Source organism: Geomonas sp. (assembly GCF_035254065.1).
Lineage (GTDB): Bacteria > Desulfobacterota > Desulfuromonadia > Geobacterales > Geobacteraceae > Geomonas.
The window spans coordinates 1-13,478 of the sequence record NZ_DATFBA010000267.1 but is presented as its reverse complement, the minus strand read 5'-3'; the positions used below and the strand labels follow the sequence as shown (position 1 = coordinate 13,478).

Annotated in this window: 12 protein-coding genes; all 12 read left to right on the top strand. The window is 63.1% G+C overall.

The features are described from left to right. On the top strand, window positions 1-1,327 hold a 1,327-nt coding region (nuoD, locus tag VJ604_RS12255; RefSeq protein WP_324082879.1), incomplete at its 5' end, for an NADH dehydrogenase (quinone) subunit D. A 46-nt stretch (window positions 1,328-1,373) separates the two neighbouring features. Further along, a complete protein-coding gene (gene nuoE, locus VJ604_RS12250; RefSeq protein WP_324082877.1) occupies window positions 1,374-1,844 on the top strand; it encodes an NADH-quinone oxidoreductase subunit NuoE in 471 nt (156 codons plus the stop codon). A gap of 66 nt (window positions 1,845-1,910) precedes the next feature. Further along, complete coding sequence (gene nuoF / locus VJ604_RS12245; protein WP_324082875.1) at window positions 1,911-3,176, top strand: NADH-quinone oxidoreductase subunit NuoF; 1,266 nt, start codon at window positions 1,911-1,913, stop codon at window positions 3,174-3,176. 146 nt (window positions 3,177-3,322) lie between these two features. Beyond that, window positions 3,323-5,251, top strand: a complete 1,929-nt coding sequence (locus tag VJ604_RS12240; RefSeq protein WP_324082873.1) for a 2Fe-2S iron-sulfur cluster-binding protein — start codon at window positions 3,323-3,325, stop codon at window positions 5,249-5,251. 179 nt (window positions 5,252-5,430) lie between these two features. Further along, window positions 5,431-6,420, top strand: a complete 990-nt coding sequence (gene nuoH, locus VJ604_RS12235; protein ID WP_324082871.1) for an NADH-quinone oxidoreductase subunit NuoH — start codon at window positions 5,431-5,433, stop codon at window positions 6,418-6,420. 50 nt (window positions 6,421-6,470) lie between these two features. Next, on the top strand, window positions 6,471-6,920 hold the full coding sequence (locus VJ604_RS12230) for an ankyrin repeat domain-containing protein (RefSeq protein ID WP_324082869.1): 450 nt from the start codon (window positions 6,471-6,473) through the stop codon (window positions 6,918-6,920). Between the two features lie 174 nt (window positions 6,921-7,094). After that, window positions 7,095-7,625, top strand: coding sequence for an NADH-quinone oxidoreductase subunit NuoI (nuoI, locus tag VJ604_RS12225; RefSeq protein WP_324082867.1), 531 nt, complete (start codon window positions 7,095-7,097; stop codon window positions 7,623-7,625). A gap of 19 nt (window positions 7,626-7,644) precedes the next feature. Further along, complete coding sequence (locus VJ604_RS12220) at window positions 7,645-8,130, top strand: NADH-quinone oxidoreductase subunit J family protein (protein WP_324082864.1); 486 nt, start codon at window positions 7,645-7,647, stop codon at window positions 8,128-8,130. After that, the gene (nuoK, locus tag VJ604_RS12215; protein ID WP_324082862.1) at window positions 8,127-8,435 is read left to right on the top strand and encodes an NADH-quinone oxidoreductase subunit NuoK; all 309 of its coding nucleotides are present in this window, start codon (window positions 8,127-8,129) and stop codon (window positions 8,433-8,435) included. The genes VJ604_RS12220 and nuoK overlap by 4 nt, the downstream gene beginning before the upstream one ends. Window positions 8,436-8,442: 7 nt before the next feature. Further along, window positions 8,443-10,317 (top strand): NADH-quinone oxidoreductase subunit L, encoded by a 1,875-nt coding sequence (gene nuoL, locus VJ604_RS12210; RefSeq protein WP_324082860.1) that lies wholly within the window; start codon window positions 8,443-8,445, stop codon window positions 10,315-10,317. 17 nt (window positions 10,318-10,334) lie between these two features. Next, window positions 10,335-11,822 carry a complex I subunit 4 family protein gene (locus VJ604_RS12205; protein ID WP_324082858.1) on the top strand — a complete coding sequence of 496 codons (1,488 nt, stop codon included), beginning with the start codon at window positions 10,335-10,337 and terminating at the stop codon, window positions 11,820-11,822. 122 nt (window positions 11,823-11,944) lie between these two features. Then, window positions 11,945-13,381, top strand: a complete 1,437-nt coding sequence (locus VJ604_RS12200; protein ID WP_324082857.1) for an NADH-quinone oxidoreductase subunit N — start codon at window positions 11,945-11,947, stop codon at window positions 13,379-13,381. Window positions 13,382-13,478: the final 97 nt, after the last annotated feature.

Sequence of the window (13,478 nt, the reverse complement as noted above, 5' to 3'; positions counted from 1 at the left end):
CGGGCACCCAGACCTGCGCCGCATCCTGATGCCACACGACTGGCAGGGGCATCCGCTCAGGAAGGAGCACCCCTCCCGCGCCACGGAGCTGCCGCCCTATACCACGGCGGACGCGCAGAGGCACAAGGCACTGCCGGCCGGGGACTTCTTCGACCGGGTGGACGACCAGACCCTGATCCTCAACCTGGGTCCGCAGCACCCCGGCACCCACGGCGTCATCCGGTTCATCCTGAAGCTCTCCGGGGAGGAGATCGTCGACCTGGACACCGACATCGGCTATCACCACCGGGCGGCAGAGAAGATAGGAGAGCGGCAGAACTGGCACCAGTTCCTCCCCTACACCGACCGCATCGACTACCTGGCTGGGGTCCAGAACAACCTGGCGTACGTGCACACGGTAGAGTCGCTGTGCGGCGTGGAGGTGCCGGAGCGCGCGCAGTACATCCGGGTCATGATGGCCGAGCTCTTCCGCATCGCCAACCACCTGGTGTGGCTCGGTACCTTCGCGGCAGACATCGGGGCCATGACGCCGGTCTTCTATACGTTCACGGACCGGGAGAAGATCTTCGATATCGTGGAGACCGTCACCGGCGGGCGCATGCACCCCGCCTGGTTCAGGATCGGGGGCGTGGCGGAAGATCTTCCGGAGGGTTGGTTGGAGAAGGTGAAGGCCTTCCTCGATTGGTTCCCGCCCAGGCTCGCCGAGTACGACAAGCTTTTGACCGGCAACCCCATCTTCAAGGCGCGCCTGGTCGGGGTCTCGGCCATCTCGGCGGACGAGGCGATCGAGTGGGGGCTCTCCGGCCCCAACCTGAGGGCCTGCGGATTCGACTGGGATCTGCGCAAGAAGATGCCCTACAGCTCTTATGACCACTTCAACTTCGAAGTCGCCACCGCGCAGGGTGGAGACTGCATGGCGCGCTACCTGGTGCGCATGGAGGAGATGAGGCAGTCCTACGCCATCGTAAAACAGGCGGCCGAGGGGATGCCGGGAGGGCGCTGGGTCTCCAGCGACTATCGCTACGTGCTGCCGCAGAAGCACGACACCCTGAACGACATCGAGTCGCTGATCCACCACTTCGTCAACAGCACCCGCGGCATGTCGCCACCCAGGGGGGAGTGCTATACCGCCATCGAGGCGCCCAAGGGTGAGAATGGCTACTTTGCCGTTTCCGACGGCCTGCATACCGCCTACCGGATGCGGATCAGGACGCCGTCCTTCCCCCACATCCAGTCGCTGCCGGTCTTGAGTCGCGGGTGGCTGGTGGCCGATTTCCTGGCCATCATCGGCTCGATCGACTTCGTGCTGGCGGATCTGGACAGGTAAGACTGGAACCTCGAAGAACACCAAAGTAGACGGGAAAAGGCCCCTCATGATACCCGAGCAACTGAAAAAATCCCTGCAAGAGCGCGTCGCTTCGGCGGTCACCGCGCGCGAGGCGGCGGTCGACGTGATGAAGGAGCTGCAGGCTCACTACGGCTGGCTGACGGACGAGGCGGTCGGCGAGGCGGCGGAACTGCTGGGGCTATCCACGCTGCAGGTGGACGAACTCGCCACTTTCTACGAAATGATCTACCGCCGTCCGGTGGGGAAGAAGGTGATCCACGTCTGCGATTCCATCTCCTGCTGGTGCGCCGGTTTCGAGCGGATCATGGACCACCTGAGGACACGGCTGGGCATCGAGGTGGGACAGACCAGCGCCGACGGCATGTTCACCCTGCTCCCCGCCTGCTGCATGGGGATGTGCGGCGACAGCCCCGCCATGTCGGTGGGGGGGAACCTCTACGCCAGCGTGACACCGGAGAAGGTGGACGAGATATTGGAGCAGGAAAGGAAAGGGTGAATAAGTCGGGCACCCTCTCCCCTGAAGGGGCGAGGGTAAAATCAGGAAACATGCTGGAATTACTGAATGGAATATCTTCTTTTCAAACATAACCGCCGGGGCCGGCCGGTCACCTTCAAGGAGTACCGCGACGAGGGGGGATTCGAGGCGCTGACCAAGGCCATCACCAAGATGACGCCCGACGAGGTGCAGCAGACGGTGATGGACTCCGGCCTGCGTGGGCGCGGCGGCGCGGGATTTCCCACCGGCAAGAAGTGGTCGTTCGTCCCGCGCAACCTCCCCGGGCCGCGCTGGCTGGTCTGCAACTGCGACGAAATGGAACCCGGCACCTACAAGGACCGGGTGCTCCTCGAACACAACCCGTACCTCCTGATCGAGGGGATGGCGCTCGCCTGCTACGCCCTCGGGGTCAGGCACGCCTTCATCTTCATCCGCAAGGGGTATGAGAAGGCGGCCGGCTACCTGACTCGGGGCATCGCCGAGGCCAAGGAGGCGGGGCTTCTCGGCGAGAAGGTCCTCGGCAGCGAGATCTCCATCGACCTCGACCTCCACCTCTCCGCGGGACGTTACATCTGCGGCGAGGAGACCGGCCTTATCAACGCGCTGGAGGGGAAGCGCCCCAACCCCAGGATGAAGCCCCCCTTCCCGGCGGTGAAAGGTCTCTGGAACGGGCCGACGGTGGTCAACAACGTGGAGACGCTCGCCAACGTGCCGGCCATCATCGCCAACGGAGCGGCCTGGTTCAAGGGACTTGCCAAAAATCCTGAGGGGGCCGGCAACAAGCTATTTTGCGTGAGCGGTTCGGTCGCCAACCGTATCTGCCTCGAACTTCCCATCGGCACTACCCTAAGGGAGATCATCGACGTCCATTGCGGCGGCATGCGCGACGGGAAGAAATTCAAGGCCTGCATCCCGGGGGGCGCGTCAACCCAGTTCCTGACCGAGGACCACCTGGACGTGCCGATGGATTTCGACACGGTCGCCAAGGCAGGCTCGCGGCTGGGAAGCGCCGGGGTGATCGTCTTCGACGAGGGACACTGCCTGGTCGAGGCCACCCTCAATCTGATCACCTTCTTCGCCCGCGAATCCTGCGGCTGGTGCACTCCTTGCCGGGACGGTCTTCCCTTCGTGAAGGAGATCCTGCAACGGATCGAGACGGGAGGCGGGGAGGAGCGGGACATCGAGATCCTGCGCGAGCACATCAAGTACTTGAACTATTCCTTCTGCGCGCTGGCACCTGGCGCCATGGCGCCGGTGGAGGGGCTTCTGAGGAGTTTCGAGGACGAGGTGAGGGAGCATATCTTAAAGGGGAAGTGCCCTTTGAAGGATTAGGCCTAAAAAAGCAATCCCCCCTGTCCCCCCTTTATCAAGGAGGGGACCTATACGCAGTGTCATTGTTTTGAGAAACCTCGTCCTTCGTTCCCTCCCCTTCAAGGGGAGGGGCAGGGTGAGGATGGGGTTCGGAGATACCTTCTTTCATGCCGAAGCTGATCATCGACAACATAGAGGTTGAGGTGCCGCAGGGAACCAGCGTGCTGGAGGCCGCACGCAAGGTGGGCATCACCATCCCTCATTTCTGCTACCACCCCGCGCTCGCCATCGCCGCCGCCTGCAGGCTCTGCGCCGTCAAGCTCCTGGACGGTCCGGTGAAGGGAATCCAGATGTCGTGCTCGCTTCCCGCGCAGGACGGCATGGTGGTCTCCACCACCGATCCCGAGGCGATGAAGCTCCGCAGCCTGGTCATCGAATGGCTGATGATCAACCACCCCCACGACTGCCCCGTCTGCGACGAGGGGGGCGAATGCCTGCTGCAGGACTTCACCATCGCCGGGGGGCACAGCAGACGGCGCTACCAGGGGAAGAAGCGTACGCATCAGAACCAGTACCTGGGCGAGGGTATCTACCACGAGATGAACCGCTGCATCCAGTGCTACCGCTGCGTCAGGTTCTACCAGGAGTACGCGGGCGGCACCGATTTCGGCGTCATGGGAAGCGCCGGGCGGGTCTACTTCGGCAGGTTCCAGGAAGGTCAGCTGGAATCGCCTTTCTCGGGCAACCTGGTGGATATCTGCCCCACCGGCGTCTTCACCGACAAGACCGGGCGCTTCCGGGCCCGCTACTGGGATTACGAGTACTCCCCCTCCATCTGCCAGCACTGCTCGGTCGGCTGCAATACCGCGCCACAGGCGTACCAGCGGGAAGTGATCAAGATAGTCGGCCGCAGGAACGACGCGGTGAACAGCTGGTTCATCTGCGACCGGGGCCGCTTCGATAAGAAGTACCTGAACGACCCGCTGCGGCCGCGCGAGGCGAAGGTCGACGGGAGCATCTGCGGGTATGAAGATGCCCTTGACGCATTGACCGCGCGCATCAACGACCTGATAAAGGTGAACGGCTCCGGGAGCCTCGCCCTGGTAGGGTCGCCGAGACTCTCCCTGGAGGGGGCCGTTTTGCTTGGCGAACTGGCCAAGCTCCTGGAATCGCCGGTTTGCTTTTACGGGGATGCAGCCTCCTCAAAGGGGAGCATCGCCGCGACCAATCTGCTGGACGAGCAGAGCGCCGCGACCGTACAGGAGCTGGAAGGGGCGGATGTCATCTCCCTGCTGGATGTCGACCTGATCGAGGAGGGGGCGATGCTGGCCCCGGCGATCAGGAAGGCCTCCCTGCGTGGCGCCAAGGTCTACCTTGTTGCAGCCGGACCGAGCGTGGACGGAAAGAAACTTCCTTTCCAGTGGACAGCGGCTGCCAGCGTGAGCGAGGTACCGTCGGAAGAAGGCTCGAAAAGGGTGGCGATCTGCGGCGCCGGCGACCAATGGACAGAAACGGTGGACAAGCTCGCCTCCAGCGGGGTTAAGGTGATGATCCTCCAGCCGGGCCCCAATGCCTTTGCCACCGCTCTCCTCGCCCGTGAGCACGATGCCGCCCCGCTCTCCGAACTTGTGGCCGGGGGCAAGATCAAGGCAGTGGTCAGCTTCGAGGCGGATCTTCCTGCCCAGCTGCCGGCAGGGATCTCGCTCCTTGCCTGCGCGGACTGGCGTGTGAGCGAGGCAGGCGAAAAGGCCGCCGTCTTCCTCCCCACCACGACCTGGGTGGAGTCCGACGGCACCGCCATCAACTTCGAGGGACGGGCGCAACGGTTCCAGCGCGCCTTCAGGGCCGGCCTCCCGCTGAAGGGGCTCGATCCTAAGTACTACCTGCACCAGAAGGAGCCCACACCGCTCCATCCGCCCAGGGTACCGCGCAGCGAGATTCCCGGCGGCCAGGAGCGGGACAGCTGGAAGGTCATCGCCCAACTGATCGAGAGACTGGGTGGCGAACGGATCGAGGAGCCGCTGGTCGGGAAGTGGAGCAAGCTGAAGGATATAGATCCGGAGGGCGGCGGCGTAAGAATCTTCGGGCAGCTATAAGGTTACCGGGAACTACCGACTGTCCCCTCTCCCTCCGGGAGAGGGTTAGGGTGAGGGAACTTTCCACGAAGATGCGAGGCTTCCCTCACCCCCGCCCTCTCCCGAGGGGAGAGGGAGAGCTGGCAGAAGGTGGAGAGAGCTAGAAAGATGGATACGCATTAGGGGCAGATGGCAATTCTATGACTTGGGACCTTCTTGACATAGGCTTCATGGTGGCGAAGATACTGCTGGTATTCTTCATCATCCTGACCCTGGCCGCCTACCTGGTGCTGGCGGAGCGCCGCATCCTGGCCTGGATCCAGGACCGCATCGGCCCCAACCGCGTGGGCCCTTTCGGCCTCCTGCAGCCGCTGGCAGATGTGATCAAGATGCTGACCAAGGAGGACCTGATCCCGGCCGCTGCCGACCGCCTGCTCTTTTCGCTGGCCCCGGCCATGGCGGCCATCCCCGCTATCCTCACCTTCTCAGTGGTCCCCATGGCAGCGCCCCTGACAATTGCCGGCCGCAACGTAAACGTGCAGGTCACCGACCTGGACGTCTCGGTCCTCTTCTTCCTGGCCCTTTCCTCGATCGCCGTCTACGGCGTGGCGCTGGGAGGATGGGCGTCCAACTCCAAATACGCGCTCTTGGGGAGCATCAGGGGCCTCTCGCAGCTGATCTCCTACGAACTTTCCATGGGGCTTTCCCTGGTGCCGGTGGTGATGATGGCCAAGTCGCTGCGCATGGCCGATATCGTGAACGCCCAGGCCGACATGCCGTTCGTGGTCTACCAGCCGATCGCCTTCCTGATCTTCCTGGTCAGTATCTTCGCCGAATGCAAGCGGATCCCCTTCGACCTCCCCGAGGCGGAAGGGGAACTGGTGGCCGGCTTCCACACCGAATACTCCGGCATGCGCTTCGGGCTTTTCTTCGTCGGCGAATACATCAACATCATTGCTCTCGGGGCGCTCGCCTCGGTCTTCTTCCTCGGAGGATGGCGCGGGCCGCTGCTTCCTCCGATCCTCTGGTTCTTCATCAAGGTCACCGTGTTCTCGTTCCTGTTCATCTGGGTCAGGGGCACCCTCCCCCGCCTCCGCTACGACCAGCTCATGCATCTGGGCTGGAAGTTCCTGACCCCGCTTGCGCTCCTCAACATCCTCGCCACCGGCTGGTGGCTTGCTTTGAGATAAAGAGGCGCTGTACCGGGCACTGTAACTCACCACAAGAAGGAGGAACTACGATGAAAACGACAGTGGAAATCGAGTCTGGGGAGGGTTTCACCAAACAGGTGGATGCGGTGGACAGAAATGGCCACACCGCACTGATGGATGCGGCGAAAGCTGGCAACCTCGCCGAGGTCAGCGCTCTTCTCGAATGTGGAGCAAACCTGGAAGCTAGAAGCAGCAAGGGAAGGACCGCCCTGCACTACGCCGCCGCCCACGGCAAGGTCGAAGTGGTCCGACTGCTCCTCTCCAAGGGGGCGCAGGTTGATCCCAGGGACAGGGACGGCTATACCCCGCTGATGCTGTCCGCCAACTACGGTTGCGACGAGACTAGCGAGACTCTGGTGAGTTACGGTGCCGACCCGATGGCCATGTCCTATTCGGGGACCACGGCTTTGGGTTACGCCCAGAACAACCGGCACGCCCACACGCTCGACATCCTGATGCAGTCGCTACGTACCCATTGACGAGCATCTCCACGGCCACATAGGAGGGGACAGGCACCGTGCGGAGCCAGTCCCCCGCTCTTCCCCTCCTCCTGATTTTTTCGGAAGGGCGGCTATCATTGAACAGGCGGCCAGCGGTCGCCGCTGAATCAACCCACTGCTGATACCGGACCGGAGCCGGAGACCAGGTAGCTAATGACCATACTGAGGGACATCAAAGAGATAATCACCGGCCTCGCCATCACCTTCCGTCACATGTTCCGGAAGCCGGTGACCGTGCAGTTCCCCGAGGAGAGGCGGGCCATGCCCTCCCGCTTCCGGGGAAGCATCGTCTTGACCCGTGACCCGGACGGCGAGGAACGCTGCGTTGCCTGTTATCTCTGCTCCGGGGCCTGCCCGGTCGACTGCATCTCGATGGCCGCCGCCGAGGCCCCCAACGGGCGCCGCTACGCCGCCTGGTTCAGAATCAACTTCTCGCGCTGCATCCTGTGCGGCCTCTGCGCCGAGGCCTGCCCGACCCTGGCCATCCAGATGTCTCCGGAGATGTTTCCGTGCAAGAGAACCGTCTTGGACATGGTGTACGAAAAAGAGGATCTGCTGATCGACGGGACAGGCAAGGATCACAACTACAACTTCTATCGCCACGCGGGCATCGGGGTCGTCAACCCGCGTGGCGGCAATCCTGACGAAGATCCGCCGGTCGACGTGCGGTCGCTGCTGCCGTAAGTCACCCTACTGGAGCTACATGGAAGCTGTTCTCTTCTACATCCTGTCCGCAGTCACCCTGATCGGGACGCTTATGGCCATCACCGCCCGCCAGGCGGTGCGCGCCGTCGTCTACCTGGTCACCTCGTTTTTCTCGCTCGCCCTCATCTTCTACCTGCTGGGCGCACCGCTGGTCGCCGCCTTCGAGGTCATCATCTACGCGGGCGCCATCATGGTCTTGTTCCTGTTCGTCATCATGATGCTCGACCTCGGCCACCCCGAGAGTCTCACATTCCCCAGGGCCGCCGATTGGTGGCCCACCATCATCCTCCTTGCCATCATCGTCGGTTCGGTCGGCGTCATCGCCGTCACCAGGGAGCCTGCCACCGCCCCCGGTTTCGTCGACATCACCGTACGCCAGTTCTCCGAGACCCTCTTCAAGCGCTACGGAGTCGCAGTGGAGATCATCTCCATGCAGCTCCTCTTCGCACTGGTAGGGGCGCTCTACCTCGGGAGGCGCAGATGACCATCCCGTTCTATCACGTGCTGATACTGGCCGCGCTCATGTTCGCCATGGGGCTCGCCTGCACCATCGCCTGGCGCACCAACGTCATCATGATGCTGATCGGCATCGAGATCATGCTGAACGCGGTCATGCTCACCTTCGTGGCGGGCTCCGCCCACTGGGGGATAGCCGACGGACAGTTGTTCTCCCTGATGCTGATCGCGCTCACCTCGGCAGAGGTATCACTGGCGCTGGCCATGGTGGTCTACCTGCACAGGCGCAAACAGTCGGTGAACACCGACGACTTCAGCACCATGAAGGGATAACTGACCGATGACGACCTACCTGTCTCTCATGCTCTTGTTTCCCCTGTTCGGAGGCCTGCTCAGCGCGCTGGCCGGCCGGAACCTGCCGCGCAGGCTGGTGGAGGTCATCGTCTGCGCCGCGGTCTGGGGGAGCTTCGTCTGTGCCGTGCTGGCCGCCCTGGCCTACCACGGGCCCCAGACGGTGCTGCTTGCCGATTGGCTTACGGCCTTCGATTTAAAAGCGCCGTTCTCACTGTACCTCGACCCGCTGTCTCTTTCGCTGGTAGTGATGATCGGCTTTGTCTGCGGCCTCATCCATGTCTATTCGGTCTTCTACATGGCAAAGGACGCCGACTATGCACGTTTCTTCGCGCTGCTCAATCTCTTCGTCTTCGCCATGCTCTCCCTGGTCCTCGCCGACACGCTTCCCCTTCTATACCTCGGCTGGGAGGGGGTGGGCTTCTGCTCGTACCTGCTGATCGGCTTCTGGTACTCCGACCCCAGTAACGCCACCGCCGGCAGAAAGGCCTTCATCACCACCAGGGTCGGCGACACCGCACTCCTCATCGCCCTCGCCTGGCTGTTCCAGCTGTTCGGTACTCTCTCCATCCATGAAGTGAACGGGATGGGGTTCCTGATGCCCGGCGGGGTCATTACCGGCCTCGGCCTTTTGTTCCTGGTGGGGGCCATGGGGAAATCGGCCCAGGTGCCGCTCATGGTCTGGCTCCCCGACGCAATGGCCGGTCCCACGCCGGTCTCGGCCATGATCCATGCCGCGACCATGGTGACCGCCGGCGTCTACCTGTTGGCCCGCATGTTCCCCCTGATCGGCAGCTCGGCGGTCGCTACCGCCGCCATCGCCATCACCGGCTGCCTCACCGCCTTCTACGGGGCCACCTGCGCCGTTGCCCAGCGGGACTTGAAGAAGGTATTGGCCTTCTCCACCATCAGCCAGATCGGCTACATGACGCTCGGCGTCGGGGCGGGTGCCATCACGGCAGCTACCTTCCACCTGCTGGTGCACGCCTTCTTCAAGGCGCTGCTCTTCCTCGGTGCCGGCTGCGTCATCACGGCCATGCACCACGAGCAGGACATCTACAAGATGGGGGGCCTACGCCGCTCACTGCCACTCACCTTCTGGCCCTTCCTGGCCGGTGCCGCCTGTCTCGCCGGGCTTCCCCTGACCGGCGGCTTCTTCAGCAAGGACAGCATCCTGATGGCGGTACTGCTCAAAGGTGGCCCGCTCTACATCTCCTTGTACGTGCTGGCACTGCTGACCGCCCTGCTCACCGCCTTTTACAGCTTCCGCCTTGTCTACCTGGTCTTTGGCGGCAGCAACGGCCATCCTCACGTCCACCGCGACCTGACGGTCATGCAGCTGGTGCTGATCCCGCTCGCCATCCTCGGGCTTTTCGGCGGCGTGCTGAACCTCCCTGAATACCTGGGTGGAGGCTTCCTGACCCGCTTCTTCGCCACCTTGACCGGAGCCCCCCACGAGGGCTCGGTGACCGAGGAGCTGGCCTTGCAGGGCGTTGCCACCGTGGTGGCCATCGCCGGCCTGCTGATCGCCCACCTGCGCTACCGTGAATCGGCAAGGAGCGCCCGGGTGAGGGAATCGGGCTCACAGCCGGCCAGCTACTACGCTTTCCTGTTGAACGGCTGGTACTTCGACCGCCTCTACTATCACACCCTGATCCGCCCCTACCACGTCCTTTCCGGTATCCTGTGGCAGAAGGTGGACGAAGGTGTGATCGACGACTCGCTCGACCGGCTGGGGAGCGGTCTCGGCTTTTCCGGGAGCCTGCTTGGCCGCTGGAGCAGCGGGCGGATTTCCATTTATATCCTGAGCTTCGCCACCGGAGGCGCCCTGATGCTCGGCTACCTCGCCTGGCGCCTTCTTTAACACAGGACCGATACGCGATGCCTTCAAACTTCCCCATACTTTCGCTGCTGGTCTTCCTTCCGCTGCTGGGATCGCTCGTGCTGCTCCCCTTCCGGCGCAACCACGACGCGCTGCGGCTGATCACCCTCATCTTCTCGGTTGCCGAGCTGGCGGTCAGCGCCTGGGTGCTGACCGCGTCCTCCTTCGCCCAGGCGACAGGCGCGCCCGCCGGTTTCTTCCTGTACGAAGACCTCCCCTGGATCGAGCGCTTCGGGATCCGCTACACCTTGGGGATGGACGGCATCAGCCTGCTCATGGTGCTCCTCACCTCCTTCATCACCGTGATCGCGGTTTTGGTTTCCTGGAACGGGATCAAAGAGCGGCTCCCTCTTTACTACTCCCTGCTGCTAGCGATGGAAACCGGTATCCAGGGGGTCTTCCTGGGGCTGGACCTCTTCCTCTTCTATCTCTTCTGGGAGGTCATGCTGATCCCGATGTTCTTCCTGATCGGCATCTGGGGCCACGGCAGGCGCATCTATTCCGCCGTTAAGTTCTTCCTGTACACCTTCTTCGGGTCGCTGCTCATGCTGGTGGCGATCATCTCGCTTTACCTGCGGCACGGGGCCCAGGCCGGCCATTACAGCTTCTCGCTGTTCGAACTCATCCATACTTCGATCCCTTATGAGATCAGCGTGTGGCTGTTCGCCGCCTTCCTGTTCGCCTTCGCCATCAAGTTCCCAGTCTTCCCGCTGCACACCTGGCTGCCCGACGCGCACACCGACGCCCCCACCGCCGGCAGCGTGATCCTGGCCAGCCTGATGCTGAAGACCGGCGCCTATGGTCTGATCCGCTTCGGCTTCCCCCTCTTCCCCGAAGCCGCGCGGGCCTGCACTCCCCTCATCTACACCGTTTCCGTGATCGGCATCGCCTACGGCGCCTGGATCGCCTTCGCGCAGCTGGACATGAAGCGGCTGGTCGCCTACTCCAGCGTGAGCCACATGGGCTTCGTGGCACTCGGGATCGCCGCCTGGAGCCCGGTTGCGCTCTCGGGGGCCGTGCTGCAGATGGTGAACCATGGCGTCACCACCGGGGCGCTCTTCGCGTTGGTGGGAATGCTCGACGAGCGGACCGACAGCAGGGAGATCGCCACCTACGGCGGGATCTGGGGAAAGGTGCCGGCGCTCTCCTTCTTCTTCCTGCTCTTCTGCATGGCGTCCGCCGGCGTGCCGGGGTTGAACAACTTCGTGGGGGAATTCCTGGTGCTGGTGGGAACCTTCAGGGTGTCGCCAATGGCCGCCGCCGGTGCCTTCCTCGGCGTGGTGCTGACGCTGATCTACACCGTGCGGCTCGTGCAGGAGATACTGTTCGGCAAGGAGAAGAAGCCGCTGACTTTAAGGGATCTCTCAGCCAGAGAAGGGGGGGTACTGGCTGCACTGGCAATCGCTGCAGTCTACCTGGGCGTGCATCCCGGGCCGGTACTGGAGCTGGTGAGGGTCCCGATCGCGCTTTTGGTCGGTGGGATGTAACAACTAACCTGTGCCGAGAGAATACCCCCATCCTCATCCTGTCCTTCTCCTTGAAGGAGAAGGGACCCTAAGTGGCACATGGACGTTAATTCTGCGGGAGAACACCGAGGTTTTCACACAACATGACCGTTTCCGATCTTCTTCCCATAATGCCCATCATCATCTCGGGCGCCGCCGCCTTGCTGGTGCTTTTGGCGGGGCCGCTTGTGCAGCAGCGCTCGCTTAACTGGCTGGCTGTGCTCGCCTCGGCTGCGGCCGGCATCTGGGCCGCGGTTTCCCCCGCGACCGGTGCGGTGACGGTCCCCGGCCTTGCCTTCACGCAGCTGGCGCAGTTCCTGATCCCCGTCTTCTCGTTCGCCACCACGCTCACCCTGCTCCTCTCGCACGGCTACAATGAGCGGCGGGGCATCAAGGGTGAGGAATTTCCTTCCGTCGTCCTCTTTACTCTGTTCGCCATGTGCGTACTCGCGTGCGCGACGAACCTGCTCATCCTCTTCCTGGCGCTGGAGTCGGTCTCCTTCGCCTTCTACATCCTGGTATCCATCGACCTCGGACGTGCCGAGTCGGGGGAGGCCGGTCTCAAGTACCTCTTGATGGGAGCGGTGGCCGCCGCCATCGTTGCCTTCGGCATCGCCCTCATCTTCGCAGGTACCGGCACCCTTGCCCTTGTGGGTTCGGTCTCCTCCCCGGAGCACCACGCCATCGTTTCCGCCGGTTGGGGAATGGTGGTGATCGGCGTGGCCTTCAAGCTGTCGCTGGTCCCCGCTCACCTCTGGACACCGGACGTCTACCAAGGGGCACCTGCGCCGGTTGCCGCCTTCCTCTCCACCGGCTCCAAGGTCGCGGCCGCCGCTTTCTTCCTGATGCTGCTCGCCTTCGCCAGCCCGATGGCGGAGATGCACGCGCCGCTCTACCTCTTATCGCTCCTTTCCATGGTGATCGGCAACCTGGCCGCCCTGCTTCAGAAGAACATCAAGCGGATGCTCGCCTACTCCTCCATCGGTCACATGGGTTACCTGGCTCTTGCGCTGCTGACCGGCACGAAAGAGGGATACACCGCAGTCCTTCTCTACGGCGCCATCTACACCACCATGAATCTCGCTGCCTTCGGCGCCATCGCCTCGCTCTCCGACGAAGGTGAACGCTCGGATATCGAAGCGTACACCGGGGTGGGATTCAGCGCTCCGTTCCGCGGCGGCGTGCTGGCCCTCGCCATGCTGGCCCTGGCGGGGATCCCTCCCACGGCAGGCTTCCTCGGCAAGTTCTTCATCTTCTACGCCGCCATCAGGGGAGGCGAGACCACCCTAGCGATCATCGGTATAGTCAGCGCCGCGGCGTCGGCCTATTTCTACCTGAGCGTGGTGGTGCAGCTCTACATGCGCGGGCCCCAAGCCGCTCATGCAGAATCGGCTTCTCCCGCCCTCGGCTCAGTCCCGCCGCCGCCTCATCCCGCTTCCTCTGCGGAGTGGCTGGCGCTTAGCTGCGCCGCCCTCGCCGTCCTCGCCATCGGTATCTTCCCGGCTCCGCTTTTGCGGGTGCTGGATGCGGTTATCAAGTAGGCGGTACTGCTTCGCCAGCTCCACCGGCGGTTCCCCCTCCCTGACCCTCCCCCTTCGGGAGAGGGGATGCTGGCAGTTGTTGGACAAGGAGATTACA